We start from the raw sequence: 24,989 nt of genomic DNA, 5'->3' as shown, positions 1-24,989 counted from the left end.
CTTATTGCCGAACTCGTCCGTGACCTCGATCACCGCGCCCACGCTCCGTCGCCCCGTCGGCGCCCCGCGTAGTCGCGGCGGGCGGTACGAAGCGGCCCCGGGCGAAGACCCCGTCCGGGTCCAGGGCCCGGGCCAGGCGGTGGTGCAGCGCCGGGTCCGCGGCGGCGGGCCGGGGGTGGTCGACGTCCGTGCGGTACGGGGGCCAGCCGTGCGCCGCGAAGGAGGCGTGCAGCCGGTCGAGGGTGCGGTGCGCCGCGCCGGTGGAGCGGGCGTCGGCGGGGTCGAAGCGGAGCGTGATCACGTGGTCGACGGTGTCGGCGTCCAGCACGTTCATGGTGATCCCGGGCCGGTCCTGCCCCTCGGCCAGCGCGGCCCGGACCAGGGCGGCGGCCGTGGCCACCGCGCCGCCCTCGAAGGGGATCACCGGGAGGAACATCAGCAGGCCGCGGGCGCGGTCCAGGCAACGGGCGCAGCAGCCGCCGGTCTTGCGGCGGAAGAGGCCGTCGGTCGGATCGTGCGCGCCCGCGTACGCCGCGTGCACCTCGGCGTCGGCGGCCCCGGGCGGGCCCGCGGCGAGCGGGCAGCGCTCCTCGCCCAGGCGTGCGGCGAGCACCGCGGCGAGGGCGGAGGTGAGGTCGGGGTCCCCGGTGAGGGCGAGATGGGCGAGGTAGGCGTCGGGCGGGCCGCCCGGGTCGTAGGTGCGGGCGGCGACCGGATCGTAGATCTTGGTGGTGGCGGGGACCAGTGCGCCCGCCGTCCATCCGCGCAGGGTGTCGACGGCTTCGGCGAGCCGGGCCGCGGGGAAGGTGACGGGCAGGATCCGCACGGAGCGGGGCCGGGGCAGCAGGCGCACCACGGCCGCGGTGACCACGGCCCAGGAGGCCTGGGTGAAGGCGTGGTTGAGGGAGGGCCCCGCGCCGTGCGGCTGGACCACGGCCGGGCCGTCCTCGGCGGGCCACCAGCCGGTGCGCACCCGTTCTCCGTCCGCGAGGACGAGCTCCAGCCCCGCGAGGTCCTCGGCGCGCGGCCGGTGCAGGCCGACGCCGCGTTCCAGGACGTTGCCGATGACGCTGGTGTGGCGGGAGGCGCCGGTGAGGTTGAGCATCCGGTCCGTCCCGGACAGGTGGCGGGTCAGCTCGCCCTGGGTGACGCCGGGTTCGATGACGGCGTAGCCGCGCCGGGTGTCGCTCTCGCGGATCCGGTCGAGTCCGGAGAGGTCGAGCAGGGTGGCGCCGTCATCGACCGGGAGGGCCGAGCCCAGGCCCCAGTTGCGTCCGGTGGACACCGGGTGCACCGGGGTGCGGGCGGCGGCCGCCGTCCGTACGAGGGCGGCGACCTCGTCCGCCGTGCGCGGTCGCAGGACCCCCGCGAGGCGGCGCGGTCGAAAGCGGCCGGAGTCGGGCGGGGTCATCCTGGTGCCTCCTGGTGATCGCTGCGCTGAACGGGGGCGAGGGGCTCCGACGCGGTGGCGGAGCGTTTCCTCAATTCCTTCGTACGGGTGAATCCGGCGCGGTCAGGCGGTGCTCGGCGGGGTGAGGAGGCCGAGCCGCTGGCGCGCCAGCCGCTGGGCCGCGGCGACCCCGCTCTCGGCCCGCTCACCGGCGGCGTCGGCGGCCTGCGCCATCAGCAGGCTTGGCTCGACGGCGCCGCCGAAGCGGTCGCACACCCACACGTGGGCCTCGTAGAGGTGCTGGACCGCGGCGTGCACGGCCGTGCTCGACGCGGGAGCGAGGCGGGCGAGGCCGCCGCCGCGCTTGAGCCGCCGCATCCAGGCGACCAACTCCAGGTGGTCGCGGGTCTGCAGGCCGCTGAAGCCGGCGTTCACCGCGGGCGGCGCCATGGTCTCGCGCACCCGCGGGTACCACTCGGGCGGGAAGTCGGCGGCGTAGCGCATGGAGACCGCGGCGCTGCGGCACAGCCAGGCGAAGGAGCGGACGGCCTCCCGTTCCTGCTCGGCGGTGGCCTCCTCGCGGTCCAGGCCGCGCAGGGCGACGGTGAGCAGTTGCAGCATCACGAAGAACCGCTGGTGGCCGACGAGCCAGCGCTGGTTGGCCGCGTCGACCGGATCGTGATCGGCCTGCCAGGGGGCGGACTTGGCCACCTGGGGCAGGGTCCCGGTGAGGAATCCGGTCACCCCCAGGAGCAGGTTGTCGGGGTCGGGCTCCAGGGTGCTGCCGCTGCTCGCGAGGTCCTCCTGCGCGAGCACGTCGCTGGCCAGGATCGCCCCGGCGAGCAGGGCCGCGCTGTCGCCGAGGCCGCGGCGCACGGCGAAGAAGGCGTCGTGCACGCAGCTTCCGGCGGGCGGTTCGGCGTCGACGCGGACCGCGTCGCCGGCGTCACCGGCCAGGCGCGCGAGGAGTTCGGCCCGGGCCGCCGGGGCGTCCGGGTCGGCGCTCATCGCGGTGTCGTACAGCGCGCGGCGGCCTTCCATCAGGTCGGTGAGCCGATCGGCCACGGGACCGAGGGTTCCGGGCAGTTCGGCGGGGAGCGGCAGCACCAGAGCGGTGAGACCGTCCAGACCCGCAACGTACGTCACAGAAGTCTCCTGAACCTCAGAGGGTTACTCGTTGCACTTGAGTAACTACGATACGTGTCGACAGGGGCGGGTTCGGAACGTCGTGCAGACGAGGAGCAGTGCGATGACACGTTCGATCACGGTGGGACAGGAAATTCCGGTACGGCGGGAGGAGTTGGCGCGGCCCGCGGCGGCGGCCGCCGCCACCCCGGTCGCGCTGATGGAGCTGACCACGGGGTTCTGGCGGTTCAAGGTGTTGGCGGCGGGGGTCGAACTCGGCCTCTTCACCGCGCTGGAGCGGCTCGGCGGGGCCGACGCCTCCCGGATCGGCGCGGAGTTGGGCCTGCCCGCGCGGCCGACGCGCATGCTGCTCGCCTGCTGCACGGCCCTGGAGCTGCTGGAACGGCGGGCGCCCGGTGAGGGGGCCGGCGGCGGCGCGCGCTACCACAACACGCCGATGGCCGCGCAGTTCCTGGTCGAGGACCGCCCCCACTACTTCGGCGGCTTCGTGCGCTACTCCGACCGCTACGGCTACCCGGGCTGGGACCGCCTGACCGAGGCCCTGCGCACCGACCGCCCCACGACCTGGGACCCGGACGTCCAGGAATCGGCCTTCGTGACCGCCGATCCGGCGCTCCTGGAGGGCTTCTGGGGCGCCATGTTCACCCTGTCCTCCTTCACGGCCGCGGCTCTGGGCGAGGCGTACGACTTCACCGCCCACCGGCGCCTGCTGGACGTGGGCGGCGGCGCCGGAGCCTTCCCGGTCGGCCTGTGCCGCCGCTACCCGCACCTGCGCGCCACCGTGCTGGACCTCCCCCGGGTGGCCGCGATGGCCCGCGCCAAGGCGGCGGAGCTCGGCCTGGAGCAGGTGATCGAGGCGCGGGAGGGCGACTTCCTGCGCGATCCCGAACTCCCCGGCGGCCACGACGTGATCCTGCTGAGCATGATCCTGCACGACTGGGACGAGGCGACGGGGCGGCGGCTGTTGGAGAAGTGCTACGCGGCCCTGCCGTCCGGCGGCACGGTGGTGATCTGCGAACTGGTGCTGGACGACGACGAGTCGGGGCCGCCGTCAGCCGCCCTGATGGGCCTGAACATGCTGGTCGAGACCCGGGCGGGCCACAACTGGACCTACGCGGAGTACGCCGACTGGCTCGCGGCCGCCGGATTCGGCCCGCTCACCGTGCTCCCGCTGGACGCGGCGGGCGCGAACGCGGCCCTGGTGGCCCGGAAGCCCTGACGGCGCGGGGGTGTTCGCCGTCAGGGCCGCCTCCGGGTCGACGGCGTCCTTCGCCGCGCGTCAGCGCAGGGTGAAGAACACCATCGGGTTGTGGCCGCTGGTGCGGACCGGGACGTCGAGGCCCAGTCGCTCCTTCGTGCTCCCGAGGTGCTCGATGACCTCGGGGGCCTTCGCGGCCGACGGCGTGAAGTACGGGATGCCCCGCTCGGCGAGCCACTTCACCAGGACCGATCCCTCGCTGAACGGCTTCGGGCGCCGCCCGTGGAAGACGTCGTGGACGCTGGTCGGGGTCCCGGCGCGCATCTTCGGCAACAGGTGCTCGACGTACCAGCGGGCGAACCGGGCGCCGTGGTCGGCGTCGATGAAGAGGTAGTCGGTCGCGGCGGGGATCTCCTCCAGCCGGTCCTTGACGTCGCCCTTGGTGAAGGTCCACCGGTCGGCGGAGAGTTCCGCCGGCACGTTGCTCACCACCCGGTCGACGATGTCGAAGGAGTGCAGGTGGCCGACGCCGTTGTCGCGCAGGGCGCTGAGGATCCACATCGTGGACCAGCCGTAGAACGTGCCGATCTCCACCACCGTCTCGGGGCGGTGCTCGCGCAGCAGCAGATAGGTGATCTCCGCCTCGTAGTCGTCGAGTTGCGCCTTCATCGAGGCGCCGCGCCACTTCAGGAACGCCCGCTGCTCGTCCCTGACCAGGCTCAGGTCCCGCGCGTACTTCTCGTAGAGCGCCGCCACGGATTCCACCGTGAGGTCGTACGGGGGACGGCCGGAACGCCGCGGGGAGGCCCCGCGGACGCAGCGCTCCTCGGAACTTCCGATGCCCTGGGAAACGGTCACGACATTTCTCCTTGCAGCTGGTGGGGTTCGACGGACGTGCACGGCGTGCTCGCGGGCTCGCGCCGCCGGGCCGATCGCTCCAGGTCGCGGAACGACAGCCAGCACAGGGCGAGCACCCCGGCGAAGACGGGGAGCCAGGCCAGGCGGAAGAGGACCCAGAGCGGACCGTCCGGCGCGGTGTGCAGGCCGGACCAGTAGCCGCCGAGACCGAGCGCCACCACGGTGGTGGCGAGCATGGACGTCTGGTGCCAGAGGAAGACCGTCATGGCCGAGAGGTTCAGCAGCGCCACGGCCGCCCAGCGGAACTGACCGGCGGTGGCGCGGACGGGCGCACCCGCGGCGGGCGGCGGGGTCGGCCGCTCCCGCTGGCCGGTCAGGCGGCGCAGCGCCCCGCACAGCAGCAGGCCGAGGCCGCACTGGGCCACCCCGAAGCAGACGGCCGCCGGGGTCGGCGGGCTGAGGTTGGAGACGGCGGCCCCGGGGACGCCGACCATGCTCGCCGGGTAGCCGCACCACAGGACCAGGGCCGCCAGCGCGCCCGCACCACCGGCCAGCAGGGCGAGGGCGTACCGGCGCCGGGCCAGGCCGCCCGCCGCCCAGAGCGCGCCCAGCGCGTAGGGGACGAGCCAGCCCGCGAGGACGTTCAGCGAGCGGAGCGCGTCCAGTCCCGCCACGTCGCCCACCAGCGCGCGGACCAGGTCCGGGGCGGCGACCAGGGCGCCGGCCGCGAGGGCCAGTCGGCCGGGGCGGCGCCGGATCAGCGGGGTGGCCGCGGTGATCACCGCGTACACGCAGAGGAACCAGAGCGGCGAGAGGGCGAGTTGGACCAGGGTGCGGACCGTCTCGTAGGCGGCGCCCGCCGTGGCGAGCCCGATGAGGACCAGGCTCCACACGGCCAGCAGGGCCAGCGCCGGGCGCAGCAGCTGCCGCAGCCTGCGGGCCAGCCAGGCGCGGTAGCCGGTGCCGGCGGCGACGGCCGAGGCGTAGCTCCGGGAGCCGACGCGGCCGCCGACGAAGAAGAAGAGGGCGAGCGGCTGGAGCACCCAGGTCAAGGGGGTGAGGGCCGGGACGTGGCGCAGGGGGCTGTCGCCGGCCAGATGGCCACCGGCCCGCAGCACCACCGCGCTCACCAGCCAGTGGCCGAGCACCACGCCGAGGATGGAGTAGGCCCGTAGCGCGTCGACCGCGCGGTCCCGGGAGGACGGCGTCGCCGCGTCGATCGCCAGCACCGCCCGGTGCAGCCGGTCCCGGGCGCCCGGCCGGGCGGACGCCGCGGGGGCCGGGCCGGGCGGGGTCCGGCGGGGGGCGGGCACGGTGGCGGGGCGGACCCGGAGATCAGCCACGGGACACCTGCGCCCCCCGGCCCAGGCCGATCAGGGCGATGTTGCGCAGGGCGGCTCCGCCGGGGCGCAGGTAGCCGCCGTGCGGGCTGTCGCCGGTGGGGAGCGTGCGCGCGCCGAAGGCCGGGGACGCCGGGTCGGCGCCGAAGCCGACGCTCTCGCCGCCCAGGGTGAACTGGACGTGGGGCACGTTCGAGATCCAGTCCCGGCTCCCGCGGCCGGCCCAGAACGGGACGGGGATCCGCAGGGCGGAGAGCGAATCGACGCCGAGGCCCGGGCTGCCGAAGACGGCGACGCCGGTCAGGGCGGAGGAGGTCCACCGCTGCGTCCCGCGCACCGCGTCCGCGCAGACCACGGAGCCGTACGAGTGGCAGAGCAGGGCGACGGAGGCGTCGGGGGCGAGGTCCCGCAGCAGCGCGAGCTGCTCGCGGAGCCGACCGCCGCCCTCCACCGCCCGGTCCTGGGTCACCGTGTCACGGCTCTTGGTGCGCGGGGCCCGGTAGCCGTACCAACCGATGACCGCGACCGGGGTGTCGGGGTCGAGCGCGCGCATCTCGTCGTACAGGGCGCGGGTTCCGCCGCCGACCGAGGAGTGCGGGGAGCCGAGGTGGTCGAAGGTGTCGATGGTGGTGTCCGCGCCCGGCACCAGGAGGGCGATCCGCCGGGCGCGCGCCAGGTCGCCGAGCACCTCCACCGCCCGGCCGTCGCCCGTGGCGTCGACGTCGAGGAAGGTGCGGTCGGCGGCGCCGAGTTCGCGCAGCACCCCGGCCCGGTCGGTGTCGCCCATCCGGTCGGCCGCCGCGGCGGCGTCGGCGAGGTAGCGGCGGTTCTCCGCGTAGCGGCCGGGCAGGTCCCGCGCCGCCGCGGCGGTGTGCCGGGGCGCGGTCGGCAGGCCGGGCACCGCCGACGCGGTGGCGGCGTTGACGGACGCGACGATGCACCCCGCGACGGCGGCCACCAGCATTCCGTGTCTGATCCGCGCAGCACGCATGGTCAGCTTCCCTTCCTGTGGGCATGGCTCGGCCCGACGTGTCGGACCGGTGGGGGGCGGCGCCGCGGTACGGCGGCGCGCCGGAGCGCCCGGGCGGGGGTTCGGCCCGGGGAGGTTCGGGGGTACGGGGCTCGGGTTCCGGCGTCAGATCCGGACGGGCAGTTCCAGCACGGCGGTGGTCGAGCCCGTGGGTGGGCTGTCGAGTCTGAGGGTCCCGTCGACGGCGGCCAGTCGTTCGCGCAGGCCGAGCAGGCCGCTGCCCGCCCCGATCCGGGCGCCGCCGGCGCCGTTGTCGGCGACCGTGATCCGCAGCTGCTTCCCGACGAGGTCCGCGTCCACCGAGGCCCGCGTCGCCCCGCTGTGCTTGCTGACGTTCGTGAGGAGTTCGGCGACGCAGAAGTACGCCACCCGTTCGATCACCGGGTCCGGCCGCTCGGGCACGTCCACCGTCAGCGTGACGGGCACGCCGGCCTGCTCGGTCAGTCTGGGCAGTGCGTCGAGGAGCCCCCGGTCGAGCGCGGCGGGGCTGATCCCGTCGATGAGGCGCCGCAGCTCGGCGATGGCCTCGTCGGTCTGGGTACGGGCCCGGGCGACCAGGGCCCGGGGCCGGTCGAGTCGCGGGGCGCCGTCGAGCGCGTCCGCGGTGAGCGAGAGCGTCATGGCGATCGCGACGAGCTGGGCCTGCGTGCCGTCGTGCAGGTCGCGCTCGAACTGCCGCAGGCCGCGGTCGCTCTCGGTGAGGGCCGTGCTGCGCGCCCGTTCGAGGGTGCGCACGCGCAGCTGGGAGGCGGTGGGTCCGAGCAGGGTGCGGGCCAGCAGTCGGTGCAGGTCCATCACCGCGCGGGACGCCACCGGGGTGAGCGCCACCGCCACCGGGCAGCAGACGACGGCGGCCGCCTTCAGCCACGGCGGCTCGGCTCCGGCCAGTGCCCAGACGGCGCTCCAGATGCCGAAGACCGGCAGGCCGATCGTCAGGGCGAAGGCCAGGAGGTCGACCGGCAGCCGCAGCAGCAGGTAGAGCATCCCGCGCCAGGCGCTGACGTCGGTCAGGGCGCCGCGGACCCAGCGCAGCGGGCCACCGGCGGCGGCCGGGGGCGCGGGGGCGGCGACGACCTCGCCGAGCAGCGCCCGTACCAGCCGGGCGTGGGCCCGGCCGAGGTGGCGGGCTCCGCGCAGGCCGACCGCGAGCAGCGGCAGCCCGATCAGGGTCAGCGAGAGCAGACCCCCGGCGTAGAGGACGACCGCGACGTAGGCGGCGCCGAGCAGCGAGAGCGGCGGCCCGGTGAGGGCCATGGCGAGCGCCCCCGGCCGGATCCGCCACCACGGCTCGCGCTCCCCGTCGCCGGGGCGGGGCGCCGTCACGGCGCGGCCACGGCGGAGAGGGCCGGTTCGGAGGTGGCCCGGGCGCCGGTGGCCAGGATCGTCAGCACGGTCAGGGCCACGGACCCGAGCACCAGCGGGCCGTAGGTGTCGAGCGGGACCACGGGGACCGGGGAGCCCGTGGCGGCCACCGAGAAGGCCATGGTCATGGGGGCCGCGACCGCGACGCCCAGCAGGACTCCGGCCGCGGCGGTCAGGGCGGCCTCGGTGCCCAGCATCCGCATGAGCTGGGGCCGGGTCGCTCCGGTCAGCGTGAGGAGCGCGTACTCCCGGCGCCTGGCGACGGTCAGGGAGGCGAGCGTGTTCACCGTGGCCACCGCGCCGAAGCCGGCCAGCATGGCCAGCTCCACCCCGCGCAACCAGACGTCGCTGCGGGCGTACGCGCCGGGCGGGGCGACCTGTTCGAGGGTCGCGGTGACGGCGGCGAAGGTGGTCGAGAGCCCGACCAGCAGGGCGATCGGCACCACCGCGGAGGACAGGCGGTGGGCGTGGCCGCGCAGGTTGTCGGCGGCGAGGGCGCCACCGGCCTCGCCCCGGTGCCGTGCGCCCGCCAGCCGGAAGGGCAGACCGAGCAGGGCCATGGCGAGCCGTGCCAGCAGGGGGCCGAGCAGCCCCACCGCGATCATGAGGAGCAGGGTGCCGAGCAGGGTGAGCTGGACGGACTTGTCGACGGGTTGGCGCGAGGTGAACACCACGAGGGGCACGGCGCCGCCGAGGACGAGCAGGCCCGCGAGGGTGCGGAGCCAACCCGTGCGGCCCTGTTCGGCCGTCTGCGCGAGCGCCGCCGACGGCCGGCCGCGGACGGTGCGGCGGGCGGCGATCTTGGTGGCGCCGACGCCGACCAGCAGCGTCGCGGCCGTACCGATCATCGGGGGGCCCGCCGACCACGACACGGCGGCCCCGGCCGGGGCGATGTCCCGGGCGACCAGTTCGGTCAGGAACCAGCGCGCGCCCCAGGAGCCGATCAGCCAGGCGGGCGGCGAGACGAAGAGGGTCACCAGCAGCACCTGGCACCGGACCAGTCGCTTGATCTGGGCGGGGGTCGCGCCGGTGGTCCGCAGCAGGGCCATGGCGCGGGCCTGCTGCCGTACGGCGAGGGCGAGGGTGTTGGCGACGACGAACAGTGCCATCAGCATGGCGATCTCACCGAACGCTCCGCCGATCAGCCCGAGGCGGGAGCCGCCGCCGTCGATGGCCGTGGCGATGAGGGAGCCGAAGAGGGTGATCACGGTGACGGCCAGCAGGAGCGCGGCGGCCAGTCCGGCGAAGGCGGAGGGCCCGGACCGCAGGACTCCCAGGGCGAGCCTCAGCATCCCAGCCCGCCCAGCTTCTCGGCGATCAGTGCGGCGGAGGGGCGGACCAGCTCGTCGACCAGGACGCCGTCGGCGAGGATGACGACCCGGTCGGCGAAGCTCGCGGCGACCGGATCGTGCGTCACCATCACGCAGGTGCGGCCCTCGACCTCGACGCCCTCGCGCAGCAGCCAGAGCACTTCCCGGCCGGTGGCCCGGTCGAGGGCGCCCGTCGGTTCGTCGGCGAAGAGGATGCGCGGCCGGGCGTACAGGGCGCGCGCCACGGCGACGCGCTGCTGCTGACCGCCGGAGAGCCGGCCGGGGCGTTCCTTGAGCCGGTCCGCGAGGCCCACCTGGGCGAGCGCGGCGCGGACCGCGTCCCGGTCCACCCGGTGGCCCGCGAGCCGGGCGGTCAGGGCGACGTTCTGCTCGACCGTCATGGCGGGCATCAGGTTGTAGGACTGGAAGATGAAGCCCGCCTCGGCCCGCCGCAGCAGGGCGAGCCGCCGCTCGGGCAGGGCGGTGATCTCGGTGGGGCCCCAGTGGACCGTGCCGGAGGTCGGCTGGTCCATGCCCGCGAGGCACTGCAGCAGGGTCGACTTGCCCGACCCGGACGGGCCCATCACCGCGGTGAAGGTGCCGGGCTCGAAGCCGATGTCCACGCCGCGCAGGGCGTGCACCGCGCCGCGGCCACGACCGTACGAGCGGTGCAGGTGTGCGGCGCGCAGGCCCGTACCCGTTTCCACGGTGGGCCGGACAGGGGTCTCGGTGCTCGGTGACATGTCTCTATTCTTGGCCGCTGGGCCGCGCCGGACCACGGTGCTACCTCCCGGCTTCGGGGTTCGGATATCCGCCCCCCTCCCGCTGCGGGTGGGAGAGGGGCTAGTGCCGTGGCCGGAAAGGTTTGCCGGGTCGCGGTGTCCGGTGCGGTGCATCGCAAGGCGGAGGGCCACGGCTCGTACTGGACGTACTTGCGTGGGCCGACAACGCGGCGAGGTGCCGTGCCGGGCGCCGTGACACGGTGAACCTTTCCGGTCACGGCACTAGGGACCGACCTCCTGCAGGTACGTCACGACGGCCTTGACGCGGCGGTTGTCGGCTTCGGTCGCGGGCAGGCCGAACTTGGCGAACACCGAGGCCGCGTGCTTCTCCACCGCGCGTTCGGAGATCACGAGCAGGGCGGAGACGGAACGGTTGGAGTGGCCCTGGGCCATCAGGTCCAGGACCTCGCGTTCGCGGGCGGTCAGCCGGTCGAGGGGGCGGGTGCCCCGGTTCAGCATGCGGCTGACGATCTCCGGGTCGAGGGCCACGCCGCCCGCCGCGACCCGGCGCAGCGCTTCGACGAAGTCGGCGGTGGCGGCGACGCGCTCCTTGAGCAGGTAGCCGACGCCCGCCGCCTCGCCCGCCAGCAGCCGGGCCGCCCATGACGGCTCGGCGTGCTGGGAGAAGACGAGGACGCCGACCCGCGGGTGGTCCGCGCGCAGTTGGACGGCCGCGCGGATGCCCTCGTCCGTGTGGGTCGGCGGCATGCGGATGTCGACCACCGCGACGTCGGGGGCGTGCTCGGCCACCGCGGCCAGCAGTTCGTCCGCGTCGCCCGCGGTGGCGACGATCTCGCAGCCGCGGGCGGTCAGCAGCTCCACCATGCCCTCACGGAGAATGACCGAGTCCTCGGCGATGACCACTCGCACTGTGCGCTCCCCCCGTTCGCCGTCGGCGGTGCGCCGTCGACCGGACTTTCATTCAACCAGCACATACCCGTCGTCCGGGCGCCTGCCCCGCGAGCGGCGCAGCGCGCTGTGCACGAAGGTGCGCTGCAACCAGCGGTCCCTGCCGTCGTAGCGCGGGGTGAAGGCGGTGCGGCCGTGCGCGGTGACGTGGTTGTCGACGATGACCAGGTCGCCCGGCATCAGTTCGGACGTGGACGACACCCGTTCGAAGAGTTCGCCCAGCTCGGCGAGGGCGGCGGCGCCCTCTTCGGTGGTCGCCCGGGTGGCGGCGAAGTCCACCCGCAGGTCCGGGTCGTCCCGGGCGCCGCCGAGCACCGGGTGGTGGACGGCGCCCTGGCAGCCGGGTCCGAAGGAGGGCGGGGCGTCGGTGATGAACTCCGGCAGGCTCAGCCGCTTCCTGGTGACCGGGTCGAGCAGGTCCAGGACCTCGCGGACGCACGCGGTGCGGGTGCCCGCGACCCCTTCGTGGTCGGCGCGCAGGCACAGCAGCATGACGAAGTCCGGGCGGTGCTCGTGGAAGGCGTTCTCGGTGTGGAAGGAGAGCCGGACCGAGCCCGCGTTGCCCTGGAACCGTTCCAGCCCCGCGACGGGTACGACGTCGTGCACCAGGGCGCCCGACTTCTCCTGGCGGAAGCCGACGGGGTCGCCGAGGCCGCAGGCCACCATGAGGAGGGTCGCGGCGACGACGGAGGACTCCCGCTGGACCGAGCCGGCGACCGAGGGGGTGTCCCGGTCGTCGTCGCCCACGGGGAGTCCGCGGATCAGCAGGCGGCCGCGGGGGCCGGAGTGCCGGCGGAACCGGCGGATCTGCTGGCGCAGCGGGGCCGGCAGGCCCTCCCACGCGTCCCGGGCCGCCGCCACGAACTCGGGCGAGTCGACCCGGCCGTCGGCGACGTCGAGCAGCTCCCGCGCGGCGGCTTCCACCAGGGCGGCGGCCGCGCCGCCGAGCGCGAAGGCGGTCTCCTCGCCGATGCCGTTCTCCAACAGTTCCGTCATCGGGCACCTCCCGTACCGGACATCATCGCCACTTCCTCGGGCCTCTCGAACGCGTCGGCGAGCGCTGCGCTGCCGTATATCTCCTCGACCCATCCCTGGTGGTAGACCGAGTCCAGGTACCGGTCGCCCAGGTCGGGGGCGATCGCCACCGTGGTCAGCTCCTCGCCCGGGGCGTGCTCGTCGAGCCAGCGCAGGGCGCCGCTGATCACGGTTCCGGTGGAGCCGCCGAAGAGGAAGCCCCGTCCGGCCAGCCGACGGCAGGCGCGGATGGTCTCCGCCTCGGCGACGTGCACCACGTCGTCGATGTAGGACCGGTCGAGCAGCGGCGGGCGCACCCCGGTGCCGAGACCGGGGATCATCCGCGGCAGCGACGGGCCGCCGAAGGTGACCGAGCCGACGGCGTCGACCGCCACGACGGTGACGTCCGGCCGCTTCTCCTTGAAGTACCGGGCGCACCCCATGAGGGTGCCGGTGGTACCGGCCCCGATGAAGGCCACCTTCAGGTCGGGGAAGCGCGCGGCGATCGCCGGGGCCGTCGACCGGTAGTGCGCCAGCGCGTTGTTCGGATTCGCGTACTGGTTCAGCCAGACGTAGCGCTCGTCCGACTCGCACAGCTCCCGCACCAGGCGCAGCCGCGCCCCGAGGAACCCGCCCTCCGCCGCGGGCTCGGTGACGGTGTAGACGGTGCCGCCCACGGACTCGATGAGCTGCTTGGTGGCCAGGTTGCACCTGTTGTCGGTGACGCAGACGAAGGTGTAGCCCTTGCTGGCGGCAAGGATGCTCAGGGCGACGCCGAGGTTGCCCGACGACGACTCCACCAGGATGGATCCGGGGCGCAGGACCCCGCTCGCCTCGGCGGCCTCGACCATGGCCCGGGCGGCCTTGAGCTTGATCGATCCCGCGAAGTTGAACCCTTCGCACTTGAGGAAGAGCCTGCGCCCGAAGGTTCGCCGGAGATCGACGAACAGGTCCTCCTCGTGGTACTCCTGCGCCTCTGAGATGATCGGCACAGCTACCTCACCTTCTCGGGCAGTCGCCCCTAGCCGCCGTAACGGTTCATCTCGTGGAAGAAGTCCTCGACCACCTGCAGGTCGCCGCCGCGCGAGACCTGGTCGTACACGTGGGCGCTGACCGCCAGGTCGAGCACGCCGAGGCCGAACGGGGAGAAGACCACCGTGCGGTCGGTCGGGACGCTCGCGCGGCCCGTCATCACGTCGTGGAGGGTGCCGGCGATGAAGTCCCGGTTCCCGGTGAGCTGTTCGGCCAGGTGCGGCGAGGTGTTGGCCTTGAGGCAGTGCTCGACGTCGTCGACGTAGTTGACGGAATCGAGGATGATCTCCGGGGCCAGGTCGCGCAGCGAGACGTGCAGCACCAGCGGGTGGTGTGCGAACAGCTCCGGGTCGGTGACGTACGGGGTGCCGGCCACGGTGGCGAAGACCACCAGGTCGCTGGCGCGGATCAGCTCGTCCACGGTGTCGTGCACCGTCACCCGACCGCTCTCGCCGGAGCGTTCCAGGTAGTCGGCGAAGCCCGCCGCGTGGTCGGCCGACAGGTCGTGCACGCCGACCTCGTCGAAGGACCAGTCCGTGCCCGCCAGGTAGGTGTGCAGGTAGCGGGCGATCAGGCCGGTGCCCACGAAGCCCACCTTGGTGGGGCGGGTCCGGCCGCGGCTGAGCCGGTCGGCGGCGAGCGCGGCGGACGCGGCCGTCCGGCTCGCGCTGATGATCGAACTCTCCAGGCAGGCGTACGGGTACCCCGTGCGCGGATCGTTGAGTATCAGGACGGCGGAGGCGCGCGGCAGCCCGGACGCCACGTTCTCCGGGAAGCTGGAGATCCACTTGAGCCCGTCCACGCCGTCGTCGCCGTTCTCGCCGCCGCCGAGCGATGCGGGCAGGGCGATGATGCGGGCCGTGGGGCGGTCGGGGAACTGGAGGAAGTAGGAGGGCGGGTTGACCGTCCTGCCCTCGCCGTGCGCGTGGTACGCCGCCTCGATGATCTCCGTGACCAGTTTCTCCTGGCCGCTCAGCGCATGCTGCACCTGTCGGCCCGAGATCACGGAGAAGGTCGGGTTGTGCTTCGTCATCTGGATCCTCGGACCTCTATGCGGATGCGGATCGGGTGGTGGGGTTCGCCATCGCGACGAGCACCTCGCGCGCCCCGTCGTACGGCAGTCGGCTGTGCGCCGTGCGGAGGTTGTCGACGAGCATCAGGTCGCCCGCGCGCCACGGCTCGGCGACGGTGACGGAGTCGTACACCTTGTTGATCAGGGCGACGACGTCCTCGGTGATCTCGCCTCCGTCGCCGAAGCCCGTGTTGAACGGCAGGCCCTCGGGCCCGTAGACGTCGACGAGGTACTCGCGGACCTCGGGCGCCATCGTCCACTCGTTGAGGAAGGCGATCTGGTTGAACCAGAGCCGTCGGCCGTCGGCGGGGTGGCGCAGCACGGCCGGGCGGCGCTGGCTGGTGCGCAGGTCGTCACCGTGCCAGGTGAAGGAGATCTCGTTGGCCCGGCAGTACCGCTCGACCTCGGCGCGGTCGGTGGTGCCGAAGGCCTCGGACCACGGGACGCCGATGTCCTCGGTGTAGCTGCGCCTGAGCAGCCAGCCCTCCCGCTCGAAGCGCTCGACGAGGTCCGCGGGCAGTTCCTCCAGGACGCGGCCCGCGTCGGCCAGGGCGGTGGCCCCGCCGCTGGTGGGCGCGCTCAGGCAGGCGAAGGCCATGGTGGCCGGGAACTCCAGTGCGTAGCTCAGCTCGTGGTGCATGCACATGGGCTGGTTCGGCGGCCACTTGGAGGACGAGTAGATCCGGTCGTCGTAGGTCCAGCGGGGCGCGAACGCCTCGCGCTCGGGTACGAGGTCCTTGCCCAGGGTCGTCAGTACCGCGGCCGCGCCGGTGGCGTCGTGCAGCCCCAGACCGCGCACCAGGACGGCGCCCTGCGAGGCGACGACCCGGTAGAGCGCCTCGCGGTGTTCGGCGGCCCAGGCCACCGGGTCCGCGGGCGCGGCCACGGTGACGATGGCCGGGCGGCCCTCTTCACGCTGTCCGTCGAATCCGGCGAAGGGATCCGTGTCGTGCGTCGGCACTGTCACACTCGCTCTCTGTCGTGCGTGTCATGGACGGCCCGCACCACGGCGGCGCTCTGCGCCGCTCGGGTGCGGAAGAAGTGGTGCCCGCCGTCGGGCAGTTCGCTGACCGCCACGTCCCGGGCGAGGGCGCGCCAGGCGTCGAGGCCGCTCTCGTGGCCCCGGGTCGCGGGGTCGTCGGCGGCGACCACGAGGGTCAGCGGGGCGGCGAGGGGGCGGGCCGGGGGGTGTTCCACGGCGTCCGCGAAGAAGGCGTTCGCCTCCCGGACGTCGTGCCGGTACGCCGCGCCGACCAGCTCCGCCCGGCTCGTGTCCGTACCGGACAGGGCGGTGTAGCCGCCCTCGTCGCCGAGCCGCGCGGCGATCTCCAGCGGGGTCAGGGCCGCGAGTTCGGCGCTGAAGGCGCGCCGGGCCCCGGGGTCGCCGACCAGCTGGCCGCCGATCAGGACGGCCCGCGGACCCCGGCCCTGCTCCTCCAGCAGCCGTGCGGTCAGGACGGCCAGGGCGGCTCCGGAGGAGTGCCCCCAGAGGATGACCGGTCCCGCGGGGCGCCGCAGGAGCTCGCTCGCGACGGCCTTGGCGACCTGTTCCAGCGGGGCGAAGGGCTCGTCCTCGACCGTGAGGTCGTGGCCGGGCAGTTCCACCGCGTGGACGGCCAGCGCGCTGTCCGCCAACGCGGTCGCGAGGGGACGGAAGTTGACGGCGTTGCCACCCGCGTACGGGAAGCAGACCAGGGTGGCGGTCGGGGTGGGCGGTGTCAGCAGGGGGATCAGGTGGCCGGTGCCGGTGTCCGCGGCGTCGGCCGCGCCCGGTCCGCCGGTCGGGGCGCTCCCGTCGACGAAGGCGGCCAGGTCGCTCAGGCGCGGGTAGCGGGTGAGGTCCTTCAGGGAGACGACCCGGCCGAGCTTCACGACGAGGCGCACGGCGGAGAGGGAGGTGCCGCCCGCATCGAAGAAGTGGCTGGCGCGGCCGACCTGTTCGGGCGCCAGGCCGAAGACGGCGGCCCAGGCCTCGGCGATGCGCCGTTCCGTCGGGGTGACGGGGGGCTCGGGGCCGTCCTCGTCGACCTCCGCCAGCTCCGCCAGCCGCTTCTTGTCGATCTTGCTGTTGGCGGTGAGCGGCAGGGCGTCCAGGCGCTGGAACCGGCTCGGCACCATGTACTCCGGCAGCGCCGCCCCCAGCCGGTCGCGCAGCTCCTCGACGGGCACGTCGGCGGCGGCGGCGTAGAACGCCACCAGGCTCTCGCCGACGACGATCACGGCGGTGTCCCGGATCCCGGCGACGCCGAGCAGCCGGTTCTCGATCTCGCCGAGTTCGATGCGGAAGCCGCGCAGCTTCACCTGTGCGTCGCGGCGGCCCAGGAACTCCAGCTTGCCGTCGGGGCACCAGCGGCCGAAGTCGCCGGAGCGGTAGAGCCGTTCGCCCGGGCGGTGCGGATCGGTGCCGTAGGCGGCGGCCGTGCGCTCGGGGTCGTTGACGTAGCCGCGGCCGACGCAGATCCCGGCGAAGACGATCTCGCCGGGCGAGCCGAGCGGGACCGGTTCGAGGGCGGGGTCGACGACGTAGACCCGTACGTTGGCGACGGCGGGTCCCAGGGGCACCCGGTCGCCGCGCGGCGGCTCGGTCATCACCTCGTGGTTGGTGTCGTCGGAGGTCTCGGTGAGGCCGTAGGCGTTGACGAGCGAGGTGCCGGGGAAGGCCGCGAACCAGCGCTCGACCAGCTCCTTCTTGAGCGCCTCGCCGGTGGCCGAGAGGCAGCGGATCCGGCCCAGGCCGCCACCGTGCTCCTCCAGGTGGGAGAGCACCACTTCGAGGTAGGACGGCACCAGTTGGGCCACGTCCGCGCCGCGGGCGACCTCCACGAACCGCTCGACGTCGAGGATCGCCGCCTGCGGCACGATGAGCGTGGTGCCGCCGACCAGCAGGGCCGAGACGAGCTGCCAGAGCGAGATGTCGAAGCACTGCGGGGCGACCTGGGCGACGACGTCGTCCTCGCCCACCCCGAGGTCGTCGGTCTTCGCGTAGAGGTGGTTGAGCATGCCCTCGTGCTCGCACATCACCCCCTTGGGGGTGCCGGTGGAGCCGGAGGTGAAGTAGATGTAGGCCAGCCGCTCGGGGCCGATGGCGAGGCCGAGGTCCGTCGGGTCCGCGTCCCGGCTCTCCGCGACATGCAGGGCGGTGACGGACGGGCGGGAGCGCAGCGCCTCCTCCAGGCCCGTGCCGCCGCCCGGTTCCGTGAGGACGAGGGAGCACTGCGCGCGGTCGAGGGTGGTGCCGATGCGGTCCGCCGGGAAGTGCGGCTCGATCGGCACGTAGACGCCGCCCGCCTTGAACACGGCGAGGACGGACGCCATCCAGTCCAGGTTGCGCTCGGTGACCACGGCGACGCAGTCCTCGGCGCGCAGGCCGTGGGCGAGGAGGGTCCGGCCGATCCGGTTGGCGCGGGCGTTCAGCTCGGCGTAGCTGATCCGGTGCTCGCCCATGATCGCGGCCGTCTTGTCCGGGTACAGGCGCACCCGGTCCTCGAAGAGTTCGTGGAAGCGGCGGTCCGGCAGCTCCCGGTCCCGTCCGGCCATCCCGACGAGCTGGTGGTGGCGCTCCTCGGCGGAGAGCAGGCTGCGGCCCTCGTGCGGCGCGTCGGGGGCGGTGGCGATGAGGTCCAGGGCGGCGCGGTGGTAGCCGGCGACCCGGAGCGCGTGCTCGGCGTCGAAGTCCTCGGTGCGGTACGTCAGCACGAGGGCGCCGTCGGTGGCGCGGACCCCGAACACCGCGCCGTCGGGCAGCGCGTCGTGATCGGCGCCGACCACGCTCTCGTAGCCGTGGTCGGGGGCGACGGGCGCCGTACGGGCGCGCTCCACCAGCCCGGCCCAGGTGGCGCCGGCCACCGGCACCAGGTGGGGGGCGGGGCCGACGGCCACCTCGTCCTCACCGCTGAGGATCGCGACGACCTTGCTGTGGGCGGCAAGAAGTTCTGCCGGCTCCGGCGCGTATTCCAGGGGAATGCGCACGGATGCCGTGCCCGGTGCCGCACCGGCAGTCGTCTGCCATCGCGGAACGACGGTATGACCGGACCTCATGAGAGGACTCCTCCACTCGGGGAGTTGGAATGGGGAAAAGGTATTCGGGAGGGTTTCCCTCTCGTTATCGATCACTTTTCAGCGACGTCGATAACGGGATATCGCCAGCGGAACCGCGAAGCACATGAGGCCCGCGCTCCACAGCACGGTGCCGAGGACGGGCACGGCGACCGGTCCCCCGCCGAGCAGGTTGCGGCACGCGTCCGTCACCAGGGTCGTGGGGTTGACCTCGGCGAAGGTCCGCAGCCAGCCGGGCATCGTGCTGGTCGGGACCAGCATGGAACTGCCGAACTGGAACGGGATCATCCACAGGAAGCCCACCGACTGCACGGTGTTGGGGCTGCGGATCGAGAGCCCGATGAAGGCCGAGACCCAGGCCAGCGCGGTGCCGTACAGCAGGGTGAGCAGGACGGCGGCCACCGCGTGCAGGACGCTGGTCTCCACCCGGAAGCCGATGAGCACCGCGAAGAGGAGCATGACGACCTGCCCCAGCAGGAGCCGGGTCATGTCGGCCACGATCCGGCCCGTCAGGACCGCCGAGCGCGCGATGGGCAGGGACCGGAACCGGTCCATCACCCCGTTGTCGAAGTCGACGGCCAGCATGTAGCCGGTCGACCGGGACGCGAACATCAGCGTCTGCACCATGATCCCGGGGAGCAGGAACTGCCGGTAGTCACCGGGCCGGTCCCCCCAGATGGCGCCGCCGAAGACGTACAGGAAGATCAGCGTGAAGACCATCGGCATGACCACGGAGTCGAGGAGCTGTCCGGGGTCGCCGCGGAGTTGGAGCATGTTGCGCCGGGCGATGGCGAGCGACTGCCGCAGGGTGTCGCGCGGTCCGTTGCGGGCGGAACCGGCGAGAGCGGGTGGCCCGACGGTCGGCGCGAGGTCAGTGGTCGGGCTCACGCGGCGCTCCTGGTCAGTTCGATGAAGGCCTCGTCGAGGCTGGCGACCCGGGTGTCCACGGCCAGGACGTCCACCGCGGAGGCGGTGACGGCCCGTACCGCACGGGTCAGTTCGTCCGGTTCCACGAGCGCCAGCCGGACCAGGCAGGCCTCCCGGTCGATCCGGCCGTCCAGCCCCTCGAGGGTCAGGCTGCCCGCGAGGGCCTCCAGGTCCCGGGCGTGCGCGGGCCGCACCTCCAAGGTGCGGCCGCCCACCCGGGCCCGCAGCTCCGAGGCCGTACCCGCGGCGATCACCCGCCCCTTGTCCACGACGACGACCGAGTCGGCGAGCGCCTCGGCCTCCTCCATGTACTGGGTGGTGAGCAGGACGGTCGAGCCGGCGCGGGCCCGTTCCTTGACGATGGCCCACAGCTCGTTGCGGCTGTGCGGGTCCAGGCCGGTGGTCGGCTCGTCGAGGCAGATGAGCCTCGGCTCGCCCATGAGCGAGGCGGCGAGGTCGAGCCGCCGGCGCATGCCGCCGGAGTACTCCCGGGCGAGCTTGCCGCCCACGTCGTCGAGCCGGAACCGTTCCAGCATCCCGTTCGCCTGCGCCCGGGCCCGCCGGGCGGGTACGCCGAGGAGGCGGGCGATGAGGTACAGGTTCTCCCTGCCGGATATCTCTTTGTCGACCGAGGCGAACTGCCCGGTCAGTGCGATGCAGCGGCGGACCTGGTGGGGCTCCTTCGCCACGTCGTGCCCGAAGATCCGGGCACGCCCGGCATCGGGCCGCAGCAGGGTCGCCAGGACGCGCACGGTCGTGGTCTTGCCCGCTCCGTTCGGGCCGAGGAGGCCCAGGACCTGCCCGGCGGGCACCGCGAGGTCGACTCCGTCGAGGGCCCGGTGGGCGCCGAAGCGCTTCACCAGACCCTCGACCTCGATGGCCAGAGTCATGGCGCTATTGCGCGTCCATCGCGGTGGCCAGACTGCGCGGGCGCATGTCGGTCCAGTGGGCCTCGATGTAGCCGAGGCAGGCCTCGCGGGTGTCGGCCGGGTGGGCGGTCAGCCAGCCGGCGGGCACCTCGACGAAGGTCGGCCACAGGGAGTGCTGGCCCTCGTCGTTGACGAGCACCAGGTAGGTGCCGTCCGCGTCCTCGAACGGATTGGTCATACTCGTTCTCCTTCCAACCGGGGCGTGAGCACCGCGGCGAGCGCGCCGACGGTGGGGTGTTCGTAGAGGTGGTGCACCGACAGCCGGGCCGTCAGCGCACTGTTGATGCGGTTCACGAGCTGCGCGGCGCGCAGCGAGCTGCCGCCGAGGTCGAAGAAGCGGTCGTCGCGGCCGACTTCGTGGCCGAGCACGCCGCTCCAGAGGTCGGCCAGGGCCTTCTCCAGCTCGGTGCCCGGTGCCACGAAGGGCCGTCCGCCGCGTTCCAGCGCCGCGACCGCGACGGTGAGCAGCTGCTCCCGGTCGTCGGGCAGCCGCTCGACGCGCAGGGTGCGCAGGGGGTGGTCCAGCTCCCGGGCCACCGGCGCCACGGCCGCTCGCACGTCGTCCTCGGCGGCGGTGCCGGTGTAGACGACGATCGCCTCCGCCGTGTGCAGGCTCTCCGGGGCGAGGGCGCGGGCGATGTGCCCGTTGCGGCCGTCGAGGCCGACGAGCACGGTGGGCCGGTCCTGGCCCAGCACCGCGAGGAGCGAGGCGAGGCCCTCGTCGGGGTCGAGGGTGCGGAACCCGCGGGCCGCGGCGGCGCCTTCGGGCGCCCCCCGGTTCATGCCCAGGCCGCTCCAGGTGCTCCAGGCGAGGCAGTGCACGGGGCGGCCGCGCTCGCGGCCCCAGTGGTCGGCGAAGCCGTGCAGGAAGCCGTTGGCGGAGGAGTACGCCGCGAACGAGCTGCCGCCGAACTCGCCGTTGACCGAGGAGAAGAGCACCAGCGGCGTGCGGGGGCGGTCCTCCAGCAGCCCGGCGAGCGCGAGGGTGCCGCTCACCTTGGCGCGGTAGGCGTCGAGGAAGCCCTGCGGCGATTCCCGGACGACCTGGTGGAGTTCCAGCTGCCCCCACTGGTGGGAGACGTCGGCGCCGGCCAGGTGCAGCACCCCGTCCAGCGGCGCTCCCCAGCGCGCTTCCGCCTCGCGTACCGCGGCGCCCAGGGCGACCGGGTCGGCCACGTCGAGCGCCCGGTAGGCCACGTCGCCCAGGACGGCCAGGTCCGCCAGCCGCTCGGCGCGTTCGCCCCGGTCGGCCGGGCCGCGGCCCACCAGCAGCAGCTTGGCGCCGAGGGCGGCCAGGAGGTACTCCGCGACCGGGTGGGCGACGCCGCCGAGGCCGCCGGTGATCAGGTAGCGGCCGCCCGTGACGAAGGCGTCGCCGCCCCGGTCGTCGAGGGCGATCGGCCGCAACCGGGGCACCAGGCGCCGCGCGGCGCGGTGGGCGACGAGGTCGGCCCCGTCATGGCAGGCGAGTTCGGTGACGATCGCGGCGCCCCGGGCGGCGGGGTCGGCCACGTCGAGCTGGCGCACCGACGGCAGGGTCCGCTCCGCCGCGGCCGTGCGCAGGAGTCCCGGCAGGCCCGCGGCCGTGAGGTCGAGGCGCTCTCCCTCGGCCGTCCACAGACCGCCGCTGGTAACGACCAGGAGCGGGGGCGCGGGATGGTGCGCGGCCAGGTCCTGGAGCAGGCGCAGCACGTCGAGGGCGACGCTCTGCGCGTCGGGCCCCTCGGCCAGGTGCACCACGGCGCCGACCGGTGCGGGCACGGGGGCCCCGGCCCCGGGGAGCGCGCGGAGTTCGGGGACGCCGGGTACGGCGGCCAGCTCCGGCCGGAGCGCCTCGCTGACCAGCCACGGGCCGGGCGGCAGCGCGCCGCGGTCGGCGGGGGCCGGGGTCCAGGTCCGCTCGAAGTACCAGGAGCCGCCCGGCTCGTCGACCCACTGCGCGTACGTGCCCGCGTCGAGGTCGGCGATCAGCTGGGCGCGCTGGATCTTGCCGCTGCCCGTCTTGGGGAAGTCGGCCCGCTCCACCGGGATCACCAGGTCGGGCTGGAGGCCGAGGGCCTCGGCGACCCGTGCCCTGATCGCGGTGATGGTGTCGTGGACCGCGGTCCGGTCGCCGTCGGCGGGGACGAAGAAGATCACCAGCTTGTCGGTGCTGTCGCCCGCGCCGGACCAGCCGCAGGCGGCGACCCAGGTGGCTTCGGTGCCGGGCACCTGCTCGGCGATGGACTCCACGTCGTAGCTCAGGATGTTGGCACCCTGGACGATGATGAGGTCCTTCTCGCGGCCGGTGATGGTGAGTCGGCCCTCGTGCAGGAAGGCGAGGTCGCCCGTGACGAACCAGCCGTCGGCGGTGAACGCCTGTGCGTTCGCGGCCTCGTTGCGGTAGTAGCCCTCCATGATCGTCGGCCCGGTGATCTGGAGCCGCCCCACGTGGTCCTCGGGCAGCACGGTGTCGTCGGGGGCGACGACGCGCAGCCGGACGCCCGGGATCGGCGGGCCGACCTCGGTGAAGGTGACGGCGTCGGCGTCGGCCTCGGTGGACCAGCGCAGCGCGCCGCCGAGGGAGGCCTTGTCCACCCGCAACCGGCCCGCGAGCGGGTCCCCGGCGCGCAGCGTCGAGTAGGTCACCCCCGAGCTGGTCTCCGACATCCCCCAGCAGGGGCGCATCGCGTCGGCCCGCATCCCGTGCGCCGTGAGCAGCTCGATGAAGCGGTCCGCGGTGCGGCTGACGACGGCTTCGCCCGCGTTGCACAGGTGGCGCAGCGTGGTGAGGTCCCAGGACCGGCCGGTCATGGCCTCGGCGCGCTCGTTGACCAGCGCGAAGGCGAAGTTGGGGGCCCAGGTGTTGGTGACGCCGTGGCGGTCGATCCAGTCGAGCCAGCGCAGCGGGTCCGCGAGGAAGGCGTCGATGGTGGCGTTGACGTGGCGGCAGCGCAGGACGACGTCGCGCACGTTGTACATCACGATGCCGCCGACGTGGTCGAGGGGCATCCAGTTCAGCGCGACCTCGGCGGAGTCGAAGCCGTTGGCCGCCGCGGTGGCCCGGGTGCGGGCCAGGATGCTGCGGCTGGCGTGCCGGACCACCTTGGGCACGCCGGTGCTGCCGGAGGTGAGCAGGTGCACGGCGGGGGTGTCCGGGGTCGCCGGGAACCAGTCCGTGCTCTCGGGGCCGTCGCTCAGGTCCTCGAAGACGGCGACGCGCAGGTCGTCGACGCCCCAGAGGGCGGAGAGCTTGGCCACCGCCGGGGCGAGGGAGGCGTCGGCGAGGACCAGCGGCCGGTCCAGCAGCTCCCAGGCGTTGCGGAGCTTGGTCGTGACGGCGTTCTCCCGGTCGTAGCCGGGTGCGGCGCCGACCGGGGTGGGCAGGTATCCGCCCAGGACGCACGCCCAGAACGCCGTGACGAAGGCGCGGTTGTCGTCGAACTGGAACAGCACGGAGTCGCCGGGGGCGATGCCGGTGGTGCGCAGGCCGGTGAGCAGGCGCTGCGCGTCGGCGAGCAGCTGCGCGTAGCTCTGGACGCGCTCGCCGTCCTCCGTCAGGTACACGGTGCCGTGCTCGGGGGCGAGTTCGGCGGCCCGGCGCAGGGCCTCTTGCAGCGTGGTCGGGAAGTCGGGGTCGGGGGGCAGCTCGCCGCCGTGGGCGAGGGCCGGCGCCGCGGAGTGCGCGGGAGGGGCGTCCGTGGCGCGGGGCGCGGCCGGGCGCACCCGGTCGCGCCGGGCCTCCCGGCGGAGCAGGGGTACGGCTTCCTCGACCCCCGCGACGGATTCGGCCGCGGCCCTCAGCCGGGCCACCGCGTCGTGTCCGGGCATCGTCATCGGATCCGTTCCCCCTGGCCCGCGTGGGCGGGCTCGCGGCCCAGCAGGGTGCTGCCGAGCATCGTGGTGAGCTCCTTCTGGGAGTCGTCGAGGTAGAAGTGGCCGCCGGGGAAGACCCGGGTGGCGAAGGCCCCGGTGGTCTGCTCCCGCCAGCCCTGGAGGGCGCCGACGGGGGCGCGCGGGTCGGTGTCCCCGCCGAGTGCCGTGATCGGCACGTCGAGCGGCTCGCCGGGGACGTGCCGGTGGTTCTCCCAGAGGGTGAAGTCGGCGCGCAGCGTGGGCAGCAGCAGCTTCATCAGCTCGGGGTCGGTGAAGACGCCCTCCGACGTGCCGTCCAGGCCGCGCAGCGCGGCGCCGAAGTCCTCGTCGGAGAGCCGGTGCAGCTCCGGTGCGCCGCTGTCGGCGCCCGGGGCGCCCTGCCCGGACAGGAAGAGGTGTCCGGGCTGGGTACCCCGCTTGCGCAGCGCCCTGGCCAGCTCGAAGGCCAGCAGGGCGCCGCCGCTGTGGCCGAAGAAGGCGTAGGGGCCCTGGAGGTAGGGCCGCAGCGCCACCGCGACCATGCGCACGGCGACCGCGACGGAGGCGGGGTGCGGCTCGCCGACGCGGTCCTCGCGGCCGGGCAGTTGCACGGCCACGATTTCCACCTCCGGCGGGAAGAGCGCCGGCCACGCGGTGAAAGCGCTCGCCCCCGCTCCCGCATGGGGAAAGCAGAAGAGACGAACCCTCCGGTTCGTCCGCCGCGCACGGCGGACGAATGGAGTTTCTGCTATGAGCCTGTCAGGCATGACCGAGCCGCCTCAAAATCTGCGGGACAACAG

General features: G+C 74.1%; 20 protein-coding genes. 1 reads left to right on the top strand and 19 read right to left on the bottom strand.

Going from position 1 to position 24,989, the window contains the following annotated elements:
• Position 1: 1 nt before the first annotated feature.
• Entirely contained in the window at positions 2 to 1,411 is a 1,410-nt protein-coding gene (locus ACFWAR_RS15505) for an FAD-binding oxidoreductase (protein WP_385777187.1), read from the bottom strand.
• 102 nt (positions 1,412 to 1,513) lie between these two features.
• Positions 1,514 to 2,536 carry a hypothetical protein gene (locus ACFWAR_RS15500; protein WP_385777185.1) on the bottom strand — a complete coding sequence of 341 codons (1,023 nt, stop codon included), beginning with the start codon at positions 2,534 to 2,536 and terminating at the stop codon, positions 1,514 to 1,516.
• Between the two features lie 103 nt (positions 2,537 to 2,639).
• Here ACFWAR_RS15500 and ACFWAR_RS15495 point away from each other — a divergent pair, with 103 nt between their 5' ends.
• Positions 2,640 to 3,755 (top strand): methyltransferase, encoded by a 1,116-nt coding sequence (locus tag ACFWAR_RS15495; protein WP_385777183.1) that lies wholly within the window; start codon positions 2,640 to 2,642, stop codon positions 3,753 to 3,755.
• A 60-nt stretch (positions 3,756 to 3,815) separates the two neighbouring features.
• On the opposite strand, the gene ACFWAR_RS15490 is transcribed toward ACFWAR_RS15495, so the two are convergent.
• The 17 genes from ACFWAR_RS15490 to ACFWAR_RS15410 all read right to left on the bottom strand — a co-directional run bounded on the left by ACFWAR_RS15490 (position 3,816) and on the right by ACFWAR_RS15410 (position 24,956).
• Complete coding sequence (locus ACFWAR_RS15490; protein WP_385777181.1) at positions 3,816 to 4,592, bottom strand: class I SAM-dependent methyltransferase; 777 nt, start codon at positions 4,590 to 4,592, stop codon at positions 3,816 to 3,818.
• A complete protein-coding gene (locus ACFWAR_RS15485; protein ID WP_385777179.1) occupies positions 4,589 to 5,935 on the bottom strand; it encodes an acyltransferase family protein in 1,347 nt (448 codons plus the stop codon). Before ACFWAR_RS15485 ends, ACFWAR_RS15490 begins: the two co-directional genes overlap by 4 nt.
• Positions 5,928 to 6,923: an alpha/beta hydrolase gene (locus ACFWAR_RS15480; protein WP_385777177.1), complete on the bottom strand. Its 996-nt coding sequence runs from the start codon at positions 6,921 to 6,923 to the stop codon at positions 5,928 to 5,930. Before ACFWAR_RS15480 ends, ACFWAR_RS15485 begins: the two co-directional genes overlap by 8 nt.
• Before the next feature lie 144 nt (positions 6,924 to 7,067).
• Positions 7,068 to 8,285 carry a sensor histidine kinase gene (locus ACFWAR_RS15475; RefSeq protein ID WP_385777174.1) on the bottom strand — a complete coding sequence of 406 codons (1,218 nt, stop codon included), beginning with the start codon at positions 8,283 to 8,285 and terminating at the stop codon, positions 7,068 to 7,070.
• The gene (locus ACFWAR_RS15470) at positions 8,282 to 9,616 is read right to left on the bottom strand and encodes an FtsX-like permease family protein (protein WP_385777172.1); all 1,335 of its coding nucleotides are present in this window, start codon (positions 9,614 to 9,616) and stop codon (positions 8,282 to 8,284) included. Before ACFWAR_RS15470 ends, ACFWAR_RS15475 begins: the two co-directional genes overlap by 4 nt.
• A complete protein-coding gene (locus tag ACFWAR_RS15465) occupies positions 9,610 to 10,377 on the bottom strand; it encodes an ABC transporter ATP-binding protein (RefSeq protein ID WP_385777169.1) in 768 nt (255 codons plus the stop codon). Before ACFWAR_RS15465 ends, ACFWAR_RS15470 begins: the two co-directional genes overlap by 7 nt.
• A gap of 261 nt (positions 10,378 to 10,638) precedes the next feature.
• A complete protein-coding gene (locus tag ACFWAR_RS15460) occupies positions 10,639 to 11,286 on the bottom strand; it encodes a response regulator (protein ID WP_385777167.1) in 648 nt (215 codons plus the stop codon).
• Between the two features lie 48 nt (positions 11,287 to 11,334).
• Complete coding sequence (locus tag ACFWAR_RS15455; protein WP_385777165.1) at positions 11,335 to 12,321, bottom strand: TauD/TfdA family dioxygenase; 987 nt, start codon at positions 12,319 to 12,321, stop codon at positions 11,335 to 11,337.
• Positions 12,318 to 13,331 (bottom strand): 2,3-diaminopropionate biosynthesis protein SbnA, encoded by a 1,014-nt coding sequence (gene sbnA, locus ACFWAR_RS15450; RefSeq protein ID WP_385777163.1) that lies wholly within the window; start codon positions 13,329 to 13,331, stop codon positions 12,318 to 12,320. The genes ACFWAR_RS15455 and sbnA overlap by 4 nt, the downstream gene beginning before the upstream one ends.
• Positions 13,332 to 13,360: 29 nt before the next feature.
• Complete coding sequence (gene sbnB, locus ACFWAR_RS15445; protein ID WP_385777161.1) at positions 13,361 to 14,404, bottom strand: 2,3-diaminopropionate biosynthesis protein SbnB; 1,044 nt, start codon at positions 14,402 to 14,404, stop codon at positions 13,361 to 13,363.
• Positions 14,405 to 14,420: 16 nt separating this feature from the next.
• Complete coding sequence (locus ACFWAR_RS15440; RefSeq protein ID WP_385777288.1) at positions 14,421 to 15,404, bottom strand: TauD/TfdA family dioxygenase; 984 nt, start codon at positions 15,402 to 15,404, stop codon at positions 14,421 to 14,423.
• Positions 15,405 to 15,406: 2 nt separating this feature from the next.
• A complete protein-coding gene (locus ACFWAR_RS15435) occupies positions 15,407 to 18,481 on the bottom strand; it encodes an amino acid adenylation domain-containing protein (protein ID WP_385777159.1) in 3,075 nt (1,024 codons plus the stop codon).
• A 78-nt stretch (positions 18,482 to 18,559) separates the two neighbouring features.
• Positions 18,560 to 19,387: an ABC transporter permease gene (locus ACFWAR_RS15430; RefSeq protein WP_385777155.1), complete on the bottom strand. Its 828-nt coding sequence runs from the start codon at positions 19,385 to 19,387 to the stop codon at positions 18,560 to 18,562.
• Positions 19,384 to 20,316: an ATP-binding cassette domain-containing protein gene (locus tag ACFWAR_RS15425; RefSeq protein ID WP_385777153.1), complete on the bottom strand. Its 933-nt coding sequence runs from the start codon at positions 20,314 to 20,316 to the stop codon at positions 19,384 to 19,386. Before ACFWAR_RS15425 ends, ACFWAR_RS15430 begins: the two co-directional genes overlap by 4 nt.
• Positions 20,317 to 20,320: 4 nt before the next feature.
• Positions 20,321 to 20,533: an MbtH family protein gene (locus tag ACFWAR_RS15420; protein ID WP_385777151.1), complete on the bottom strand. Its 213-nt coding sequence runs from the start codon at positions 20,531 to 20,533 to the stop codon at positions 20,321 to 20,323.
• The gene (locus ACFWAR_RS15415) at positions 20,530 to 24,171 is read right to left on the bottom strand and encodes an SDR family NAD(P)-dependent oxidoreductase (RefSeq protein WP_385777148.1); all 3,642 of its coding nucleotides are present in this window, start codon (positions 24,169 to 24,171) and stop codon (positions 20,530 to 20,532) included. The genes ACFWAR_RS15420 and ACFWAR_RS15415 overlap by 4 nt, the downstream gene beginning before the upstream one ends.
• Positions 24,168 to 24,956, bottom strand: a complete 789-nt coding sequence (locus ACFWAR_RS15410; RefSeq protein ID WP_385777146.1) for a thioesterase II family protein — start codon at positions 24,954 to 24,956, stop codon at positions 24,168 to 24,170. The genes ACFWAR_RS15415 and ACFWAR_RS15410 overlap by 4 nt, the downstream gene beginning before the upstream one ends.
• Positions 24,957 to 24,989 lie beyond the last annotated feature (33 nt).

It is taken from the genome of Streptomyces sp. NPDC059917 (assembly GCF_042730635.1).
Classification (GTDB): Bacteria; Actinomycetota; Actinomycetes; order Streptomycetales; family Streptomycetaceae; genus Streptomyces.
Note: the sequence above shows the minus strand (reverse complement) of the source record. Positions and strands in the feature narration are given on the sequence as shown.